The sequence below is a fragment of the Paraburkholderia sp. BR10141 genome (genome assembly GCF_056155635.1).
Genome location: NZ_JBMIQH010000010.1, coordinates 233,106 through 253,805, shown reverse-complemented (window position 1 = coordinate 253,805; position 20,700 = coordinate 233,106). Strand labels below are relative to the sequence as shown.

Here is a 20,700-nt window from a genome sequence, read left to right as displayed (position 1 = left end):
CGCCCGCTCCCGCTCCCGCGCCGCCCGAACCGGCACCGGCACCACCGGAGCCGGAACCGCTGCCTCCCGAGCCCGCGCCGTTGCCGCCTGACCCGGCACCATTGCCGCCGGAGCCCGCTCCCGATCCCGCACCTGCACCGTTGCCACCTACACCCGCACCGACGCCCGCACCGACCCCCGCGCCATTGCCACCCACGCCCGCACCGACGCCCGCACCGACGCCCGCACCGACGCCCGCACCGACGCCCGCACCGTGGCCGCCATTGCCGCCATTGCCGCCATTGCCGTTGCCATTGCCATTGCCATTGCCATTGCCATTGCCATTGCCGTTGCCACCCACGCCTGCGCCTGCGCCAGCACCGTGGCCACCGCCGTTGCCGCCCGCGCCGCCACCGTGGCCGCCACCGCCGCCGCCGCCGTTGCCACCCGCCGCTGCGTAAGCCGCACCGGACAGCGCTAAAGCCACCACCCATGTCGCCGTGTATTTCGTCGCTCGGTTCATCGTCCGCCCCTTTCTTCCTACAAACCGCTTCGAAAGTGCGCCGGTGCACGCTCGAATTCTGCGCGTAGGCCAGCAGCCGTCTCGCGCATACGATGTGCCACGATGAGCAGGGGAATCGATTCTAGTAAGGATAACTACGAAAAATACGATGCATCGCCCGATGCAGCCGCGCTCACCCTGGCGTTTCCTGGTACGGTGGGGTGTTTTCGCCGATGGCATTTTGAAGAATTGGCATCGGCAAAGTACGGATCTGACCACACGTCATGCGTGTGATCCCCGTCGAGGGGCGGGCTTGAATAAGAGTCTTTATCAATCGCCGGGACAGCATGAACCGTGCGCAGATTCCGGAGAAGAGGAACCTGGAGGAGCCACAGAATTCCTCAGAACACCGGGGCTGACGTTCCGATCGGCGTCAGAGTTTCCCGCTTTGCGCAAATTCGCGGATGCGCGTGGCGAGTGCCGGTATGCCAGCATTGCGGGCCACGTAGTGGGAAAGCTGGCGTGTGGCCAGATCGACGGTCACCTGGTCGTCGGGCGCTTTGGTATACGGTCCGTCGACGGCAGCGTGATATTCGATGCGCAACTGGGTGGCGTTCGCGACGATGCGCAAATAGCCGTAATTCTGGTCGTCGTAGTTTTCGATGACCACGGCATCGGTGGTCTTCGTTGCGGCCTGGATCAGCTGCGGTGCACGAAGCGGCGGTTGCCCGTTGGTGGTCAGTCGTTGTACGTTGTGTCCGCCGTTGCCGCACACGATGTACGGAATGTGGGTGCCGTCCGGACGCGTGCGAGTAAAGCGCTGATAGTTGTGCGCGTGTCCCGCAAGATCGGCATGAGGCCATACGCCCACCTCTTCGCATATCGCATCGATCTGCTGCTGCATCTCGATACTCCAGCCGTGACGTCCGCGAGCGACATACGGCGGATGATGATGCGCGAACAGTAATGCGCCCCTGTAGCCCTCCTTTTTCACCCGCGTCAACGCCGCCTTGAGAAACTTCAACTGGCTGTTGCCGATGTCGCTGTTCGAGATCACGCCAGGATCTTCGAGCGTATTGCTATACAACGCGATGATGCGCACGAACGGCGCTTCGAATGTAAAGAAGACGCCCGGCTGAATTTGCGCAGTACGTGAAAGATTGCCTGCATCGGGGGAGACCTGAAAGCAGTCGGAGCAGAAGTTTCGCAGAAACGCCTGCAAACTCTTTTCGTGCTGCAAAGGCGAGATCATCCCGTCATGATTGCCGGCAACGGCGAGGATCGGTGCGTGATAGTCGCGATAGGGTTCGTAGAACTGGTCGTAGTAGTACTGCGCTTCGCCGAAGCTGTAGACAATGTCGCCCAGCAGAAAGTTGAATTGCGGCACTTCGGCAGGATCGGTTTCGTCGAAGTCGCTGACCATCTTGTCGGAGACTTCGTTCTGCGTTTTGGGGCCGCGGGTACTGCCGCAATCGCCCGTCGAGTGAAAAACGATCTGTGCGTTCGCGTTGATCTGGTCGAGGACGGTCTGATCGTTGTCGATCACGTCCGCGAGTGTCAGGCGGGGCTCGACGCCGCCGCGCGGCGCAGGAAACGGAAGGGCCTTGAGTTTGTGCTCGCGGTTGAGTTCGTCGATCATCCGGTAGGCCGCCACATCGGAGGCGTGCCTGACGATGAAGGTTTGCGGATCTGGCGTTGGCTGCGGCTGCGAGAAGACGGGGGCGGCGAGAACGCGGCCGTTGCCGCCGTCACTGCCATTGCTGGCTGACGTTCGAACTGAGCGCTTCTTTGGCATGTTTTGTTTCCTCCGATCGCGGTTGAAAGGCGGGACCGCGTTTGACTGACGCGATCCCCTGCCGAATGCTCCGGGTGAGACGGTGGCTTGCGGGAGAGGTTCAGTCGTAGTCGTTGCAGGTCGTAACAGGCGATTTTTTTCTCCGCTTATACTCACTCTCGCCTGAATGGCGCATGCCCAGGTCCCACGCTGCACGCCGAGAAAAAACCACGACCTCAGTCGACAACACGGCACGCGATTCACGTTTCGTAACCGCGGTTCTTACATGACAGGTGGGACCTTTTATGCTAAATCGTGCTTTTGGCGCAGTGATTTCATCGTTGCTCGTGGCCGGCGCGGCCGCTGCACCTGCCATCGCGCATGCCGAAGACAGCTTCGCGCAGGACGACGACGCGTCGCATGGCCGAGCGGTCAAGGTGATGATCATTTCGATGTTCGGTCCGGAAGGGCAGGTGTGGCTCGATCATCTCGGACCGTGGCAGGACATCACCGTCGCGGGTCTGTCCCCCGATTACCCGGCCGTGCATTGCAACCGGCAGGATATCTGCGTGATGACGACGGGCATGGGGCACGCGAACGCCGCCGCGTCGATCATGGCGCTGACGTTCTCGCCGCGTTTCGACTTGCGCCACACATACTTCATGGTGGCGGGCATCGCCGGTATCGATCCGCTTCAGGGGACCGTGGGTTCCGCTGCGTGGGCGAACTGGCTCGTCGACTTCGGGATTCAGTGGGAGATCGACGGACGCGAAATTCCGGCGGGCTGGAACACCGGCTATCTCGGCATCAACACGACGGGCCCGACGCAGAAGCCGCCGCTCGACTATCGTACCGAAGTGTTCCAGTTGAACCCCGCGCTCACGAAGGCGGCATTCGCGCTGTCTCGCAACGTGACGCTCACCGACGACGCCCAGGCGCAGGCCGCGCGCGCCAGGTACAGCTATGCACCCGCGAACCGTCCGCCGACCGTGATCCAGTGCGACACGCTCGCGGGCGACACCTGGTGGTCAGGCACCGACCTCGGCGAGCGAGCGCGGCAATGGACGAAGATCCTGACCGACGGCAAGGGCACCTATTGCACGACGCAGCAGGAGGACAACGCCACCTTCGAGGCGCTGACACGTGCGGCAAACGTGCATCGCGTCGACCTGAATCGCGTCGCGGTGCTGCGCGCCGGCTCGGACTTCGACCGGCCGTATGCGGGCCAGTCGAGCGCCGATAATCTGCTCAACTACGCGTCGCAAGGCGGCTTCACGATCGCGATCGATAATCTGTTCCTCGCGGGCAATCCGCTGGTTCAGGACATCGTCACGCATTGGGGCGAGTGGCGCAACGGCGTACCGCAGCGGTAACGCATTTGAGGTGCGGTGACGCGGGCCGGGTGCCGGCCCGCGCACGCATCGCGTGTCTGCGCCATTGATTCATGTGCTGCGTCGTGGGCGGTGGTCACGTGTAAACCAGCGCAGGCGGGTGGCGTCTTGCGGTACCGGCTCAACTTTCTTCATCTATCCAGGCATTCTTTCGGATGCCTTTCCATTGGCGCGCCACAACCCGGCGGGAATATTCGAGGTGCCTTCTCGTTTACGCAGGACGCGAGTCGCGCGAAGCAACGCTGCGCGACCCGTCATGATCGATCAGGTCCATCGTACGCGCAGGAGGTGTCGAATGGAAACTTCACGTTTACTGTCCGCATTCAGTTCATGTCGCTAGCGAGCCCCCTACCAAAAATAGAGGGGGTTGACCCATCGCGATTCTGATTGCGCGTTTGCACAATGAAGACGTCGCGTGCGTGCAAAGGGTTCATCGTGAACGGTTTCACCAGCTGGAGCCTCGCGCTCCTCGATCGCCGCGGCACACGGAATACGGACTCCAGCTCTCACTGCCGACGCGATGTATTTGCTCCATGCGGCGCAGGAGTGGCAGCCATGACAAAGTTACTCGTCAGCCATGCAGCATTTCATCACTGGCTGTTCTGTGGCTGGGCACTCGCATTCGTGTTGCTCGCGTTGTTGCCGGCGACCATCGCACACGCGCTGCCGATCTTCGCGCGCCAAACCGGCCAGAGTTGTGTGGCTTGCCACGCCGGAGGACAATTTCCTGAGCTCACGCCATATGGGCGAATGTTCAAGCTCACCGGTTATACGCTCGGTGAACGCACGATCCCGATTGCCGCAATGGCAATCGGCAATCTGAGCCAGACGCGAGTCAATACTGATGCGAGCGGCAACACCATCAACACCAAGAATGGTCTGCCGATCTTCGACTTTGCGAGCATCTTTCTTGCCGGAAAGATCACCGACAAAATTGGTGCATTTACGCAATTCACCTACACGAACTACGACCATCAGAATGGCGAAACGAACAAATGGGAAGGCCACTGGGCATCCGACAATACAGACTTCCGGTTCGTGGACCGGATCATGGGCGAAGCGAACGACCTGATCCTCGGAGCAACGCTGCACAACAATCCAACCGTGCAGGATGTCTGGAACTCCGCGCCGGCATGGGGTTATCCGTACATTTCATCGACGATCAGTCCGGTTGCCAAAATCCCCAATCTTCCCGTTATCGAAGGAAGTCTTGCGTCGCAGGTGGTGGGTTTCGGCGGCTACCTGTACTGGAACAAGACGGTCTACGCCGAACTGACCGCGTACAGCACGGCCGATGGCATCTGGTCGTTCATGAGTCACGGCAACCGGGAAGGAAACGCGGCTCACCCGCAAATTTATCTGCGCGGTTACAACCCGTATGCACGCATTGCGTTGACGCGGGACTGGGGGCCTCATAGCGCAATGGTCGGCGCGTTCCTGTTGAACGTGAACATCTATCCGAACGACTCGAACCAGTTCCCGATCTTTACGCAGGGCGTGACGCGCTACCGCGATTACGGCGTGGACGCGCAGTACGAGTACCTGCTCGAGCCGCACACGATCACCGCGCAAGCCCGCTACGTGCGTGAGAACGTCCACGATCCGAATAATCTGGTCCTGAGCGACAGCACGTCGGGGAATCTCGACTCGTTGAGGATCAAGGCATCGTATGTGTATCAGGCCAAGTACGGGTTCAGTCTTTCGTTCTTCAATACGACAGGTAGTCCAGACAGCACGGCCTACGCGGCCAGCGCGAATTTCCACCCCAATACGCAGGGATGGACGCCAGAAATATTCTGGATACCGAATCAACGCATCCGGATAGGTATTCAGTACACGCACTACACCAAATTTCTCGGTGCGACGTCGAATTACGACGGCGCGGGCCGTAATGCGAGAGACAACGACACGCTTTTCATCTATCTGTGGGCTGCTTCATGGTGATGTCCCGTGGCTACCGGGGACAGCAAAGGCTGCAGCAAGGAGGTTGTTGCCATGAACAAGGTGACGCATATCGTCTCCATTGGGATGCTGCTGGCCGGGTCGGCGTGTCAGGACCTCGAGCATTCGCGACAGGTCGATAACCCGCAGGTGCGCGGAAAGACCATCGCCTTGCAGGTGTGCTCGAACTGCCATGGTGTGAACGGCGTTTCGGTGTCGCCTACGTTTCCGAAGCTCGCCGGGCAGCGCAAGGAATATCTGGTCGATCAACTGACGGACTTCAAGAGTCATTCGCGGGCCGACCCGAATGCGCAGCGTTTCATGTGGGGATTCACCCATTTGACCGACGCGCAGATCGACGAGCTCGCGACGTACTTCTCGAGTCAACCCGCGGTTCTCGGCGAAGCGAGCGATCTCGCGCTCATCAACGAAGGCAACGCGATCTATCATTCGGGCCTGCCGGACAAGGGCGTCTCGGCGTGCATGGCTTGCCATGGACAGCATGGCGAAGGGATAAATCAGTTTCCCCGGCTCGCGGGCCAGCACGCGGACTACGTCATGAAGCAGCTCAAGGTCTTCCAGCAATCGGATACCCGGCCTCGCGGCGCTGTCATGAAGGCTGTGTGCGCCAACATGTCGGACCGTGACATGCGTGCCGTCGCGGCCTACGTCGAGGTGTTTCCGCCGGAAGGGGAGGCGTCCGTCAGTCCGGCAGACGATCGATGAGCAATCAGGCGCACAGACCGCGATTTTTCGACGTCGTCTTTGAATAGCGAATGCCATGAAATCATCCTCACCGTCTTCCGATGCTGCGATGGCGACGCCAGCGGCACTACATCGGCCACGATCCACGTGGCGAGCGGCTCAAACGAGCCTGCTGTCCGACGAACGCCCCTTTGTGAGGCGCCTCGGTGCATTCGACTGGCTGTTTGCCCTTGCGATGGCTGGAGGCGCTGGCTTTGCCTTGTCGCGCTACCACGCGTACATGAGCGTCTATGACCAACTGGTGCTGGTGTGCTCGGTGCCGGCCTTCGTCGTGCTCGGCTGGCGCTGGAAGCCGGCACGGCTGCTGATCGCGGCAATCGCAGCGCTGTCGCTGTTTGCAATCCAGTTGTACCAGGGCGACCTGGGGCGCGCCAACAGCACGTTCTTCCTGAAGTATTGCCTGTCCAGCCAGTCGGCCATTCTCTGGATGAGCGTGCTTTTCGTGCTCGCCACCTTGTTTTACTGGCTGGGCACGCTGTCGCGCTCGCCGTCTGGCGGCGCAATCGGCTCGAAACTGACGTGGGCCGCGGTATTGATGGGTTTCGTCGGGATGATGGTGCGGTGGTATGAGTCGTATCTGATCGGTGCGGACGTCGGCCACATTCCGATTTCGAATCTCTATGAAGTGTTCGTGCTGTTCTGCGTGATCACGGCGCTCTTTTACCTGTACTACGAGGAGCACTACAACACGCGCTCGCTTGGCGCCTTAGTGTTGCTCGTGATCAGCGCGTCGGTCGGGTTCCTGATGTGGTACTCGATCGCACGCGACGCGCAGCAGATCCAGCCGCTGGTGCCGGCGCTACAAAGCTGGTGGATGAAGATTCACGTCCCGGCCAACTTCATCGGCTACGGCAGTTTTGCGCTGTCCGCAATGGTCGGCGTGGCGTACCTGCTGAAGGAGCGGGGTGTGCTGTCGGACCGGCTGCCGACGCTCGATGTGCTCGACGACGTCATGTACAAGTCGACCGCTGTCGGTTTTGGGTTTTTCACCATTGCGACGATTCTCGGCGCGCTGTGGGCCGCCGAGGCGTGGGGCGGTTACTGGAGCTGGGATCCGAAGGAAACGTGGGCGCTGATCGTCTGGCTGAATTATGCGGCCTGGCTGCATATGCGGCTGATGAAGGGGTTGCGGGGGCATGTTGCCGCGTGGTGGGCGCTCACGGGCCTGATGGTCACCGCCTTCGCATTCCTCGGGGTGAATATGTTCCTGTCCGGGTTGCATAGCTACGGCCGCCTATGAGGATAACGAACGAATGCGATGACGTATGAAGCTTCTGTTCTCGCCACAAGGCCCTATCAGGGTTTGAGCTTCGCGAGGCGCGGTGCGAAGCGGCACATTACGAGGGGGAGCAGTGCCAGGACGGCGCCGGCAAAGAATGTGGTGGACGCGCCGTGCCGATCCCACAACCAGCCGGCGATGACGCTTGCAAACAGCAGGCAGATGCCGCTTGCGAGATTGAAGACGCCGAACGCCGTGCCCCTGAGCGATTGCGGCGCGGTTTCGGCGACCATCGCAGCGAGAAGGCCTTGCGTGAGCCCCATGTGCAGGCCCCACAGTGCGACGCCGATGAGCACGGTGATGATCGACGCACTCGCGCCGAGCACCAGATCCGCCGCGATCAGTGTGACGATGCCGAGCGCAAGCAAAACGCGACGGTCGGTTCGATCGGACAGCGCGCCCGCGGGGTACGCACTAAGTGCATAGGCGAGACTCATCACCACCATCACGCCGGGAATCCACGCGATATCGATGCCGGTCTGCTGGGCGCGCAACACAAGGAACGCTTCGCTGAAGCGCGCGAGGGTGAAGGTCGCGCCTATCGCGACCACGAACCAGTAGCGCCCCGGAAATTCCCGCAACGCTTTCCAGCGCAGCGGTGACCGGAAGCTGCGAGACGCCTGTTCATGAGCCGGCTCCTCGATGCCGAACACAATCAGACCGACCGCAATGACGGCTGGCACGACAGCGAACCAGAGGACGGCGCGGATGTGATCCGAGAAGCGCAGCATCAGCACGATGGCCACGAGGGGCCCGGCGAACGCGCCTATCGTATCCATCGACTGTCTGAGCCCATAGCACGCACCGCGAATCTCCGGCGGCGCGACATCCGCGAGGAGCGCGTCGCGCGGCGCACCGCGAATTCCCTTGCCGGCACGGTCGATGAGACGCGCCACCGCGACAAGCGCGGGCGTGTGCGCCAGCGGAAAAAGCGGCTTGGACAGCGCGCCCAGCCCGTAGCCGAGCAGCAACAGCGCCTTGCGCTTGCCGAGCCAGTCGCTCACGGGGCCCGAGAAGATCCTGACGATCATCGCCGTCGCTTCGGCGGCCCCTTCGAGCAAGCCCAGCGCGCTCACGCTCATACCCATCGTGGTGACGAGGAAGACAGGTAGCAGCGCGTGAATGAGTTCGGAGGAAAGGTCCATGAAAAGGCTCACGTATCCCAGCATGCGTACCGCGCGGGGAATGGGGATGCGTGAGGTAGCGGGCGTCTCAGGCAGCACTGCGCTTGCTCCGGAGATACGTGTACTCGTGCCACGTGAGGGCGATGACGACAATGTCCAATGCCGTCACCAGCAGCGGCTCGTGCAGCAAGCTGATCCTACCGCAGTTCTTCCATGCGTTGCGGCTGCATCGGTCGCGACTGATTCGTGTTTCCGCCTCGCCTGCCGGTTGGCTCGCATGCACGTAACATGGAGTTGCGGCGCGATGGAACCCCGGGTTGCGCTGCGCCCATCAGACGCGTGGAGATGCGCCATGAAGAGCCTCTCGAGAATGTCCCCGACGCTGACTGCGTTGGCGCTCCTGCTGGCGGGATGTGCCATCGGCGTGTCACAAAGCGTGCAACAAAGCGGGCCACATCTGAGCCCAACCGAGTGCCGTGACCTGGCTGCGCTCAGAAGCAACGCGCCCCCGACGATGGCGCAGCACCAAAGCGAGCTGGCGGCCCTGAGGAAAGCGGGTTACAACCCGTCACCCTGGTACGACGACCCGTACTACCCAGACGATCTGCAGGCGGCGCAGCACGTGGTCGACTATTGGTTCAACACGGAGTGCCACCCGTCTGCGCCCGGGTGAGAAAGGTGGATTCGCTCCACTTCCCGGCAACAACGCGGAGTTCTGCTACCGGGTCTCTCGCGAGTGGACTATCCTGAAAGGATTAGTGGAGGCTGGTTTTCTTCTCCGCATTCGACAGGAGGTGTGCCATGTCGATGTCGACCACTTTGCAGGAGCGCCTGCGCAGCAAGGGCTCACGCTACGAAATCGTGCGCCACCCATACAGCCATTCGAGCATGGAAAGTGCTGCTGCGGCGCACATTCCCGGCGACCGTCTAGCAAAAACGGTGCTGCTCGAGGACGAGCACGGCTATGTGGCCGTCGTGCTGCCGTCAACCTATGCCGTGCAATTGTCCGAGCTTTGGAACAAGACAGGGCGCAGGCTCGGCCTTGCTACGGAAGACGAGCTGCGTGAGCTGTTCAAGGACTGCGATGCGGGGGCGCTGCCGCCGATCTGTGCGGCGTATGGGATGAAAACCTACCTCGAGACGAACCTGGCCGGCCAGCCGGACGTCTACTTCGAGGCGGGCGATCACGAAGAACTGGTTCATATGGACGGGGACCAGTTTCTGGCGCTAATGGACGACGCGGAGCGAGCCCATTTCGCAAGACGCATGCGAGGCATGGGTGGACGTGCGTGAGTGAGTAGTCGAACTGCGTACGTTCAGGCGGGGGCGGTGCCGATTGACCACATCGCGCCGGGGCAATCGCGTCCTGGTTTCGTGCGCATGGGTGGTTGCGTAAGCAACGATTAACGGCGCCGTCCTCGCAATCGTATCAATTAACCGGGAACAGGAGAGAAAATGCCTATCGCCAGACAAATATCGGCCCTGCTCGTCGCGGCATCGCTTGGGAGTGGCACAGTGACACCAACCGTCGCGCAGGACGACGCTTCGGGTGCAGCCAATGTCGCAGTGCCGGGGGGCGCGTCGTCCGCGAAGCCAACCAAAGCGGAGCGCAAGCAGGCCCGAAAGGAAGCCCGGGCGAAAAAGAACGCCGAATTGAAGAAGCTGGAGGCCGCGGGCTATCAACCCGGCCGCGCCAATGATCAGAACTATCCGCAGGATCTCCAGAACGCGCAAAAAAAGGCGGGGATTGGGCAGGGAGCCAGTCAATAGCGGCCGAATGCCTCAAAAATCCGCATGCAGGGTAACGTAGGCGCTAAGGGGCTCACCAAGATAGGCGCCGGCCTCATTGGCGGCGATGAAGTAGCGCCGGTTGGTCAGATTGTGGACATTGAGATCCACGCCCCAGTGATTCGCCTGATAGCCGAACGCCGCATTGGCGATGACATAGGATGGCACCGAATTGATGTTCGAGATGTCGCTGTACACCTTGCTCATGTAATTGATGCCCGCTCCGAAATGAAACCCGGGATGTCCCGCGATAGCGAATGTGTAGGTCGACCACAGATTCGCCATGAACGCGGGCACGTCCTGCGGGCGGTGGCCGACCGCCGTTATCCCTTGGGGATTGCTCGTGACATAGGCGTGCTGCGCCGTGAAATTGGCGATCACGTGCCAGTTGTCCGTAATGCCGGCATCGAGAGACGCCTCGCCGCCTTGTGTGCGCTGGCTGTCGTACACGACGGTTTCGATGTTGTTGACGGTCGTCGGCGTCGCCACGTTGTCGCGCGATACGTCGAAGAGTGCCGTGTTCAGAACGTATTGGCCGTCGAGCAATGAAAACTTGACGCCCACCTCGTACTGCAGCGCCGATTCAGGCGCGCCGATACCCGTCTGCGTGTTCTCCGAGTTGAAGTTCGTCAGATAGCTCTTCGATATGCCGAAGTACGGCGACATCCACGGCGTGAGCTTGTAAAGCGCGCCGATATTCCAGCTCACCGGCGCATCATTGCGCGAGTAGGTATTGCCCGCCAGTATCGGTACGCCTTCGTTGTCCACCCGTCCAGGCACGGTGATATTCGGTGTCAGCGAAGTCTGCCACCAGTCCTTTCGCACACCGACTCGTATTTTCAGCTTGCTCGTCGCATCCACCTGATCGGTGGCGTACAGGCTGTAGAAGTTCGCAACCAGATGATCGTTGTCGCATGAATGCTTCGCATCGCAAAGGAAATGCAGGCTCGCAATCGAAGTTTCAGGCGGCACCGGTGCGAACACATCTTCGATATTCGGAAGGTCCGCCGTGGAGCGATCGGTATTGATGGTCTGATGCTGATACTCGAAGCCTGTCAGCAGCGTGTGCTTGACGTTTCCCGTTGCGAATTTCCACACAGGTTCGAGCTGATAGTCGAGCGTATTGTCCGAATCGTTTTGTTGGCGCAACTGCCGGTTGACGACCTCGTTGCCGACCACCTTCGTCTTCGAACTATCCCCGTTGCCAAAGAACTCCAGGGAGCGGTGAAGGAACGAGAGCCGGTTGTTGATCGTCAGCACGTCGCTGACCTTCCACTCGTCGGTGAGGGTCGGGCGAACGTAGCTTGCGCGCGCATAGGCGAACGGCGTCGAATATTTCGCGTCGAATGGAACGTTCCGGATGGGGGTGCCGTTGTAATAGATGATGCCGTACGAATCCGGCGTCGAGCGGGAGTCTTGCGCCTCGAGCGAGAAGTCGATCTTGTGGTCGCCGATCTTCCATTCGACTGCAGGACGGATCTCCTTGTCCCAGTACGACAGGCTGCGGTATCCGTCCGATCTCGCACCCGTCGCGTCGACGCGATAGTTCAAGCCCGAGAGGCCGGTCGGCCCCGTGACATACGCGCTGCCCCAGACCGTGCCGAATGAACCGGCCTGGATGCTGCCTCCATATTGAAGCGTGGGAGACGGCGTGTAGTGGACGATATTGATCGTGCCGCCCGGCGGTCCGCTGCCAAAAAGTGATGAACCCGGTCCTTCGAGAACCTCGATGCGCTCGACACCATTCAGCGAATGCGAAACGCCGTTGACCTGATCGCCGTCGGAAAACCCGTCGGTGTAAATCTGCGCCTGGAGGCCGCGGATCATGAAGTGATCGAAGAAGCCCTTGGCATCCGGTCCGCCGGAATTCACCCCGGTGGCGTTGCTGAGGCTCTGCTGAAGCTTCGTGGCGCCTTGCTCCTTGAGCAGCCCGCTGGGGATTTCCTGCACAGTCATGGGCAGGTCGCCTATCGGCGTTCCGGTCTTGCTGACGTCTGCAGTCTGGTCAGGATCGTTGACGTTGTCGGGGGCGGTCGTCGGTCTGGTTGCGCGAACAACGACCGTGTTCAATGTGGATGGCGGTTGAGATTGTTGGGCCTGTTGAGCGTTCGCTGCGCTAGAAAAAGACAGCGTTGAAAACGCAACCGATACGGCGATTGCGATGAGAGACGGGGACGATTTCATTAACGTCATCCTGTTTTTGGGGATTTCTGATAATTCGTCGCCCCCTATATTCTTGAACGGAAATGACTTGCATATGTAAGCTGCAAATAGACAACGCGTGGGCCGTTTTACGAGCAGCCCGCCCGCTACCTCGAAGCAGCTTGGTGAAGCAATGGCCTACGGTTTGGGCTCGGTGACGAATCCGATCTTCGTCAGGCCGCCTGCATAGGCAGCTGACATCACTTGCGCCACCGCTTCGTATGCCACCTTGCGATCTGCGCCGAGATGCAGTTCGGGAAGCGGGTTCTCGTGTGCGGCCGCGGCGATTTTCGCGCGCAGCGCACTGGGGGTGACTGGCTGCCCGTCCCATAGCACGGTGCCATTGGCCTCGATCGAAACATTGACCTGCGCCGCCTTCGCGTCCTCCTTCTGACTGCTTGCGTGTGGTAGTTCAACTTTTACCGCATGGCGCAACGCAGGGATCGTCACCATAAAGACGATGAGTAAAACCAGCATGACGTCGACGAGCGGCGTCATGTTGATTTCGCCCATCAGACCATCGTCTTCGTCGTCACTAAACGGGGTTATGGCCATTGCCGTATCTCGAGGTCAGTCGCTGCCGGTGGCGAGCCGCAGGCCGCTGTCGTGGACAGTCGGCGAGAGGCTCGAACCGGTCACGAAGTACGCGTGAAGCCGATGCGCGAACCGCCTCAGCTTTCCGGCGAGCGCCTTGTTGGCGCGCGTCAACGCGTTGTAGCCCAGCACGGCGGGAATGGCCACGAAAAGGCCGAATGCCGTCATGATCAGCGCTTCGCCGACGGGGCCCGCGACCTGGTCGATCGACGACTCGCCAGTCGCCCCAACCGCCAGCATGGCGTGATAGATGCCCCACACCGTACCCAGCAATCCGACGAACGGCGCAGTGCTGCCGATCGATGCCAGGATAGAAAGACCGCCCTGCATTTGGGCGACACTCTCGTCCATCGTGTCTTTCAGGCAGCGCGTTATCCAGTCCGATACGTCCATGCGCTCGCGCAAAAGCGGCTGCGCGCTGCGATGATGATCGGCGGCCTCCTTGCCGGCCAGCGCGAGTGCGAGAAACGGATTGTCTCGCGTGGTGCTTGCGCGGTTTTCCGGTTGCCATGCCCCGTCCGTGAAATCGTCGAGTTGTGCGATTGTCGGATCGATGTCGCGAGCCAGTTTTTTGAGCCGGATGACATTCCAGCCCTTGACGATGATCACGCTCCACGAGAGCACCGACATGACCAGCAGTACCAGCGCGATGCCGCGCGTCACAAAGTCTCCGGCTGCCAGGAAGTGCGAAATACCATAGTTTTGCATGGCGGGTTCCCTATAAACGTCCGCGCTAGTTGTTCAGGGCGAATACGAAAGGCACAGACGTCGGCACACGGCGCGGCGTTCCGTTCTCGAGATACGGCTGGCACGTGCTGTCGCGCACAGCGGCAAGCGCCGCTTCGTCGAGGCGGTCGTGCCCGCTGCCGCTCTTCAGTTCCACGGATTCAGGCTGGCCCGTCAGTCCCACGATGAATTTCACCATCACAGAACCTGTTTCGCCTCGTCGTTGCGAGAGCGCCGGGTAGGGCGGTTGTGCGATGCTGCAATGCAGATGCGAGATATCCTGCGGAGCGGCCAGTGCGATTGTTGGGCGGGCGGAGACGGCATCGTGCGACGACGCGGCTGCCTGCTGTGCAGCGGCCATGGGTGCCGCTGGTGTCGAGGTGGAGGTAGTGCTCGACTGCGCCGAGACGGGTTCGGTTGCAGCAAGCCTGCGCGGTGAGGGAGTCATGGTTTCATGCAGCGTCGTCACATGATTCGGTTTCCTGATATTTTGCGGCTGCACCTTTGGCTTCGCAATGTCGACGGATGTCGCACGGTGCTCGAGCGGGGAAGGAGGCGACTGCGCGACGGCAGGTGCCGTAACCGGCGCGGGACTCAGCAGCTCGGCCGTGATCGTGCGCGGCTCGGCGGCCGGCGGCACAGGATCGTTGCGACTGCTCGACACGACCGCGAGTAGCACCGCGTGTATGGCAGCGACGACAACGATGGCGCTCGTTGCGCGGACATTGGGTCTGTCGGGCCATGCCGGCTCGCGATCGGCACTAAAAGGAAGCGAAATGTGCATGCGTTAGATCCGGTTCAAGCGGTTCGCTTTATCGAACGTCTGCGCAGTCGATGCCAACGGGCGGCTGCCCCTATGGACAGCCGCCCGCCGATGCCAGCTACAGTGCGCTTAACGCAGCGGGCGTCACGATCCCGTCAACGCAACGCCCGGACGACGTGATTCGCTCAATCGTCATCGTCGTCAGCAGCGGCGACCGTCTTCGCGCCATCGGTCGTGGGCTTCGTATAGACCGAGTGCGGCTCCGGATACGGCTTATTGCCCATCACGCCCGCCCACAGCACGCGGTTGAACACTTCCGGCGGGACGCGATCTTCCTTGGAGAAGTCGAAGCCCTTCGTCGCGTTCGCCCAGTAGGTCGCGTCATGCAGCGGATGAATGTCCGGACCCTGTGCATACTGGTTGCCGTCGTTGCCGCTCGACGTCGGGCCAGTCGCCACGTTGCCCACGTTCGTGCCCTTCAGGATCGTCGACGCAACGGCGGTGTAGGTCCACGAACCGTCCGAACCGGTGTCGAAGACATCGGCCATCGGTTGCGCGTACGCCGTGTTCAGGTCGATGTGCTGGGTGCCGAGCACGTCTTCCATGGTGCGGACCGCGTTGACCTGGCTGTAGGCGGTGCTGACCACGGCGTTCTTCTTCACATACGCGCCAACGACGTAGGCCGGAGCACGGTGCGAATCGACGTGATCGGAGCCGGCCTGCGAGTCGTCTTCGACCACCACGATCAGCGTGCTTTTCGCGTACGGGCTGTGCGCGACCGTCTCGATCAGCTTGCCGACCGCGAAGTCGTTGTCCGCTTGCTCCTGCTCGGCCGTGCCCATCTGGCCGACGTTCTGCGCATAGCTGCCGGTGTGATCGGAACCCATGCGGACGAATTCAAACGACGGGAGATGGCCGTTCGCGACGTACTGCTGGAATTCGCGGTTCCATTCGAGTTCGCGGAACGTGTCCGGATAGGCCTGGTCGAAGCCGCGATAGTACGGGTCCGTCAAGGTGACGAGCGACGGCTTGAGCGGGTAGACCTGAATATTGCCGGAGGCGAACGGGGTGAGGAGGGGGCTGGCGATCGTGCCGATCGAGCCGGTGTTGTTGACCATGCCGCCGTAGTTGCGGACCGTACCGCCGGCTTGCAGCACCGCATCGTAGATGCTCGCTTTCTGGTAGCCGAACGGGGCATCCGGCACCGAGATATCGGCGATTCCCGGCAGCGCGTTCGCCGTGCCGCCCGGCAGCGACGACGTTACCGTGGAGTAGGCGCCGCCCGAGGCGGTGTCGCGCATGGCAGTCGTGGCGAGGCCGACCGGCAGACCGCGGTTGGCGCCTTCGGATTCATACGACATGCCGCGGCTTACGCCAGCGTAGTTTTCCTGCTGCGAAACCTCCTCGGTCGGCGTGACGTGCGCATGCTGCACCCACGACCAGCCGTCCATCGAACCGTCGCCCGGATCGGTGAAATTGTCGATCGTGACGAAGTTGCCGGCGATATTGTGGAAGTTCGGCGTGGTCGACTTGCCATACATCGTCAGCGAGGGATCGCCGTTCGAGCCGTTGCCAAGGTCGCCGAGGATCTGGTCGAACGTGCGATTCTCCTTGACGACATAAATCACATGCTTGATGTGATCGCGCAGGAAATGCATCGTTTGGCGCTCGCTTTCCGACTCTCTGATCGAGTAGTGATTGTTTTCAGCGACCTGGCTGGTCAGCCGGGCAAGCGCGTCGCCCCGCGGAACCGGTGCGCTCACGAGGCTGCTCTGCTCGAGACCGAACTGGTACTGCGCCGAGGTACCCGAGGTGTACAGCGGGTTCGGACCGGTGTTCGACTTGCCATTGATGATGTACATCTGCGACCCGTCGGCGCTCAGCGTGATGTCCTTGGGCGCATAGGCCGTCGGGATCAGGCCGGTGACGTGGTAGCCTTCGTCGCCATCGAGCGAGATCACGGCGATCGAGTTGTCGCCATTGTTGACCGCATACAGGGTTCTGCCGTCGCGTGACACGGTCACGTTCACCGTGTCGCGGCCGCTGTATTTCTTGTTGTTGCCGTGGCCCTGATCGTCGCGGTCGCCGTCGTCGGACTGGCTGGCGATGTCGATCGTCCTCTCGACCCTGTGGCTGGCGGTATTGATGACCGCAACCTGGTCGGTGTTCGCCACGGCGACATAGAGTTTCGACTGATCGGGCGAGAGGGTCATGCCATAAGCATTGCCTTTCACCGGGATGCGAGTGATGAATTGCGGTGCGGCCGGGTTCGACAGGTTCAGCACCACGACTTCACGGTCCCGCACCGACGAGATAAACGCGGTGTCGTCGGACTTCAGTGAGACGGCCCACGGGTATTCGCCACCTGCGGCGCCTTGCGTGCCCGATGTGTTGAACGGACGCAGATCGTATTCGGACGTAACCGTGTTCGTCGTCGTGTCGATGATGGTAATCGAGTCGTTGTAGTTGTTCGCAACGACGAGGATCCGGCCATTGCCGGAGAGGGCGAGACCACCGGCGTTCGGTTTCACACCGTTGCCGATCCCCTTGCTGTGATTCAGGGCGATGGCTGCAGTTTGCGACCATTGGGCCGACGGAAGCGCCGATGGGCGGCCGTACACGTAGACCGCGTCGTCAGCGCCGCCGGTGCCGTACAGGGTCTGGTTTCCATTCCAGACGAGGCCATCGAACGCGTTGTTCTGGTGAATGGCCTGGACGAACTTCGGATTGGCCTTGTTGGCGCCCGACACGTCATAGATGAATATGTACTGAGTCGAGTCAGTCTTGTCGAGCGTGCTGTTACTGGGGCCCGTGTAGACGGTGTTGTAGCCTGCCGTGATCACGGCGAGGGTATTACCGTCCGGGCTGAGTTGTGACCGGATGGCGCCGCTGACGACCTGGGTCGGCTTTGCGGCGAGTTGCGGGTTGAGCAACTGCTGCACAGCACCCGGAATGGCTCCCGGGGAGATGAACTGGCCCGTCGGCAGAAGTTCCATGTTGCCTTGCGGCGGTGCTGCAAATGCAATACAGCTAGTCAGTAATCCTAATGCAATGCCAGATTGAACGACGTTTCGATTCATTTTGGTTCTCTCCAGATAATCAAAACAGAAAAGCCAAATTCGATTCAAGCGGAATCATTTGTCAGGTCTGTTGCCCCTGATTGCGGAGACGTGCAAGCGATTGGACCAGGTGGGATGTATTGCAGTGGCGCCATCCCGGCGCTTTCAGCCCGGTAACATTTAGTCAGTTTCGAATGTCAATCGAATGACATGTTCTGAGCGTGGATATTCAGAATGCGAATCGTTCTCTGTTGCTTCGTCGGTTATTTCGGCATACTGAGTTATATATGTGCCGAAAAAATGAGGTCGAGGTGCGATGCGGGGGGGCGCTAGCCGTCTTTGGTGCGCAGTCGGGGCCCGGTGCATTGTGGCACTCAATGCCTGCGTGGTTGCGCAACGGTTCGCCATAGAGACTACGAGTCTTGCATGACAGATGGGTGAAGGTTCTAGAGGCCGGCTATCATCTCGTTGCGCTCGCAAGTAAGATGCGCAGATTCTTCGATGCATAAGATGGCATGTCTACTCGCATGTTGTCCCTCACGTCGACATCAGGCTGCCCAGAATGGGCAGTTTTACCGGTGCTGATGGCCGGGATGCGCCACGTCGAGGACACGTCATACCTTTCTTTATCCTTTTATTCACCTTTCATTTCGCAAGATCGATGGGGCTTCCTCGGCACTGCCCGCAGCGAATTCCGTAAACAAGAAAGAATAGATGCCGCTACGCCTGGAGCTTTGACGCGAGGCAGATCGTCGTCGCGGGCAAGAGCATGGGTCAGCGAAAAGGAATCTGAGCGACAACCGGTAACTCCTACGCAAATCGCAAATCCCACAACACATCGAGTACGTGTTGCGTGGAACGTTCAACGTACCCCGCGCGATATGCAATGCCGAGCCGTCGCCACAACGCCGGGCGCAGTGGACGCATGACAATGCGATTGTCGGGTAATGGCGTGGTGGCCTCATGGGGCAAGAGCGCTGCGCCGTAACCCGCCGCTACCAGACTCTTGATCGCGTCGTTGTAGTTGAGCTGTATGCGCGGCGAAGGATGGTGCCCCGCGGTCGCGAACCACTCCGCAGTCAGACGCGAGAGACGCGTGGTCGAGTCATTGAGAATGAGCGGTTGGGCGGCGAGCCATTCGGGGGTGACGCGGGCCGGACACCGCCAATGCGCCGGCACAAAGGCCATCACAGGGTCGCGGCGCCAAGGCTTTATCACGAGTCCAGGCACCGGGGGCTGAGGCAGCGCGACCAGCCCGACATCCAGCGTTCCATCCACCAGCCGGGACAGCGTTTCTTGCGAAGTCAGCACTGCAATCTGAATGTCGATGGCAGGGTGGTGCTCGCGCAGGACCTCGAGCGCTTGCGGCAGCAGGTGCGCAATCACGCCCGTGGACGCGCCGAGACGCGCACGCCCTTCGAGCCCCTCTACCTGGCGTTGAATATCGTCTAACGCCTGCTCCGCGTCGGCCAGCAGTCGGCGCGCGCGCTCCACCAGCACCTCGCCGATCGAGGTCGGCCCCACATTTCCGCGCTTGCGTAACAGGAGGGGAGCCCCAACGCGGTCTTCGAGTTCGGCGATGTGAAGGCTGACCGTTGGCGGCGCCAGGTGCAATGCACGCGCCGCATCGGCAAATGAACCACGGTCGGTGACGGCGACCAGAGTGCGCAGGCGGTCCAGGCTGATCTCTCGCATGACGACGTCCAGATTCAGAAAAACTGAATGTTTGCGTTGTGAAATTCAACTTTCACTATTCTAACCGTCCGCGCAACATAGGGGTTCGTTTACCTCGGTTCAACTGTTCCAATCCATATCAGCGGAGTCATCCACATATGAGCTCTCCCGTAGTTTTCATCGACGGCGACCAAGGCACCACCGGGCTGCAAATCCACGACCGGCTGCGCAACCGGACCGACATCAGACTGTTCACACTTGCCGCTGCGCAGCGCAAGGATTCGCGGCGTCGCGCAGAAGCCATCAATGCCTGCGACATTGCTATCCTCTGTTTGCCGGATGCCGCCGCGCGCGAGGCAGTGGGCGCCATTGCCAATCCTGCCGTCCGGGTGATCGACGCAAGCTCCGCTCACCGCACGCAGCCGGACTGGACTTACGGTTTTCCGGAAATGACGCCGGGGCAGGCTGAGCAAATTGCGAACGCATGTCGGGTCACCAATCCTGGTTGTTATCCGACCGGTGCAGTCGGCCTGCTGCGTCCGTTGGTGCACGCCGGGCTCATACCGGGCAATTACCCGATCAGCATTCATGCTGTATCCGGCTACTCCGGGCGCGGACGTGCCGGTGTGGAGGAACATGAGGGGCCGCGAGCCGCCAACGCGCCCTCATACCAGGTCTATGGCCTGGAACTCGCGCACAAACACACGCCGGAGATCCAGCAGCATGCCGGGCTTGCGCAGCGTCCCATCTTCATTCCTGCGTACGGATCGTTCCGTCAGGGCATCGTGCTGACGGTGCCGCTGGCGTTGCCGCTGCTGGCACCCGGCGTGGATGGCGCCACGCTACACGCATGCTTCGCACGCCACTATGCCGAGGCAACTCACGTACGAGTTTTGCCGTTGCACGAATCGAGCGCCTTAAAACAGCTGGATCCGCAAGTACTGAACGGCACGAACGACATGCACTTGAGCGTATTTCACGACGAGGAACACGGGCACGTCCTGCTGTCGGCAGTTTTCGACAATCTTGGCAAAGGCGCATCCGGAGCTGCGGTTCAGAACCTGAACCTCATGCTCACGCGGCAATAGTGGCCCATGCCTTGAGCTTCCGTTTTCGACGCTGAATGTCTCCTGGTTTTC

General features: G+C 60.9%; 17 protein-coding genes. 8 read left to right on the top strand and 9 right to left on the bottom strand.

Annotated features, from left to right (window positions below; genetic code table 11):
- Window positions 1-469 (bottom strand): hypothetical protein (locus tag ACOJB8_RS16960; RefSeq protein WP_475013421.1); only part of this gene is annotated, 469 nt, incomplete at its 3' end.
- 445 nt (window positions 470-914) lie between these two features.
- The gene (locus tag ACOJB8_RS16955) at window positions 915-2,519 is read right to left on the bottom strand and encodes a metallophosphoesterase family protein (RefSeq protein WP_368684501.1); all 1,605 of its coding nucleotides are present in this window, start codon (window positions 2,517-2,519) and stop codon (window positions 915-917) included.
- Between the two features lie 41 nt (window positions 2,520-2,560).
- On the opposite strand from ACOJB8_RS16955, the gene ACOJB8_RS16950 reads away from it, so the two are divergent.
- The 4 genes from ACOJB8_RS16950 (at window position 2,561) to ccsB (ending at window position 7,592) form a co-directional block, all read left to right on the top strand.
- Window positions 2,561-3,628 (top strand): purine-nucleoside phosphorylase, encoded by a 1,068-nt coding sequence (locus tag ACOJB8_RS16950; protein ID WP_342947248.1) that lies wholly within the window; start codon window positions 2,561-2,563, stop codon window positions 3,626-3,628.
- Between the two features lie 453 nt (window positions 3,629-4,081).
- Window positions 4,082-5,590, top strand: coding sequence for a cytochrome C (locus tag ACOJB8_RS16945; protein WP_256094851.1), 1,509 nt, complete (start codon window positions 4,082-4,084; stop codon window positions 5,588-5,590).
- Between the two features lie 51 nt (window positions 5,591-5,641).
- Entirely contained in the window at window positions 5,642-6,313 is a 672-nt protein-coding gene (locus tag ACOJB8_RS16940; protein WP_069266387.1) for a c-type cytochrome, read from the top strand.
- 55 nt (window positions 6,314-6,368) lie between these two features.
- On the top strand, window positions 6,369-7,592 hold the full coding sequence (ccsB, locus tag ACOJB8_RS16935) for a c-type cytochrome biogenesis protein CcsB (protein WP_475013420.1): 1,224 nt from the start codon (window positions 6,369-6,371) through the stop codon (window positions 7,590-7,592).
- A gap of 56 nt (window positions 7,593-7,648) precedes the next feature.
- Here ccsB and ACOJB8_RS16930 read toward each other — a convergent pair whose 3' ends face one another.
- Window positions 7,649-8,800, bottom strand: a complete 1,152-nt coding sequence (locus ACOJB8_RS16930) for an MFS transporter (protein WP_069266389.1) — start codon at window positions 8,798-8,800, stop codon at window positions 7,649-7,651.
- Window positions 8,801-9,107: 307 nt separating this feature from the next.
- On the opposite strand from ACOJB8_RS16930, the gene ACOJB8_RS16925 reads away from it, so the two are divergent.
- The 3 genes from ACOJB8_RS16925 to ACOJB8_RS16915 all read left to right on the top strand — a co-directional run bounded on the left by ACOJB8_RS16925 (window position 9,108) and on the right by ACOJB8_RS16915 (window position 10,525).
- Window positions 9,108-9,428 carry a DUF4148 domain-containing protein gene (locus ACOJB8_RS16925; RefSeq protein WP_368726875.1) on the top strand — a complete coding sequence of 107 codons (321 nt, stop codon included), beginning with the start codon at window positions 9,108-9,110 and terminating at the stop codon, window positions 9,426-9,428.
- 128 nt (window positions 9,429-9,556) lie between these two features.
- Complete coding sequence (locus ACOJB8_RS16920; RefSeq protein ID WP_069266391.1) at window positions 9,557-10,048, top strand: aminoacyl-tRNA deacylase; 492 nt, start codon at window positions 9,557-9,559, stop codon at window positions 10,046-10,048.
- A 162-nt stretch (window positions 10,049-10,210) separates the two neighbouring features.
- Window positions 10,211-10,525 (top strand): DUF4148 domain-containing protein, encoded by a 315-nt coding sequence (locus ACOJB8_RS16915; RefSeq protein ID WP_475013419.1) that lies wholly within the window; start codon window positions 10,211-10,213, stop codon window positions 10,523-10,525.
- 12 nt (window positions 10,526-10,537) lie between these two features.
- Here the strand turns inward: ACOJB8_RS16915 and ACOJB8_RS16910 are convergent, their stop codons facing one another.
- The 6 genes from ACOJB8_RS16910 to ACOJB8_RS16885 all read right to left on the bottom strand — a co-directional run bounded on the left by ACOJB8_RS16910 (window position 10,538) and on the right by ACOJB8_RS16885 (window position 19,582).
- Window positions 10,538-12,499, bottom strand: coding sequence for a TonB-dependent receptor (locus ACOJB8_RS16910; RefSeq protein WP_368726874.1), 1,962 nt, complete (start codon window positions 12,497-12,499; stop codon window positions 10,538-10,540).
- Window positions 12,500-12,883: 384 nt separating this feature from the next.
- Complete coding sequence (locus tag ACOJB8_RS16905) at window positions 12,884-13,300, bottom strand: ExbD/TolR family protein (RefSeq protein WP_368617108.1); 417 nt, start codon at window positions 13,298-13,300, stop codon at window positions 12,884-12,886.
- A gap of 15 nt (window positions 13,301-13,315) precedes the next feature.
- Window positions 13,316-14,047: a MotA/TolQ/ExbB proton channel family protein gene (locus ACOJB8_RS16900; protein ID WP_342947251.1), complete on the bottom strand. Its 732-nt coding sequence runs from the start codon at window positions 14,045-14,047 to the stop codon at window positions 13,316-13,318.
- Window positions 14,048-14,072: 25 nt separating this feature from the next.
- Complete coding sequence (locus tag ACOJB8_RS16895; protein WP_368726873.1) at window positions 14,073-14,534, bottom strand: energy transducer TonB; 462 nt, start codon at window positions 14,532-14,534, stop codon at window positions 14,073-14,075.
- 479 nt (window positions 14,535-15,013) lie between these two features.
- Entirely contained in the window at window positions 15,014-17,824 is a 2,811-nt protein-coding gene (locus ACOJB8_RS16890; RefSeq protein ID WP_368726872.1) for a bifunctional YncE family protein/alkaline phosphatase family protein, read from the bottom strand.
- An 873-nt stretch (window positions 17,825-18,697) separates the two neighbouring features.
- Entirely contained in the window at window positions 18,698-19,582 is an 885-nt protein-coding gene (locus ACOJB8_RS16885) for a LysR family transcriptional regulator (RefSeq protein ID WP_342947253.1), read from the bottom strand.
- A 137-nt stretch (window positions 19,583-19,719) separates the two neighbouring features.
- On the opposite strand from ACOJB8_RS16885, the gene argC reads away from it, so the two are divergent.
- Window positions 19,720-20,649 carry an N-acetyl-gamma-glutamyl-phosphate reductase gene (argC, locus tag ACOJB8_RS16880; protein WP_368726871.1) on the top strand — a complete coding sequence of 310 codons (930 nt, stop codon included), beginning with the start codon at window positions 19,720-19,722 and terminating at the stop codon, window positions 20,647-20,649.
- The last annotated feature ends 51 nt before the right edge of the window (window positions 20,650-20,700 follow it).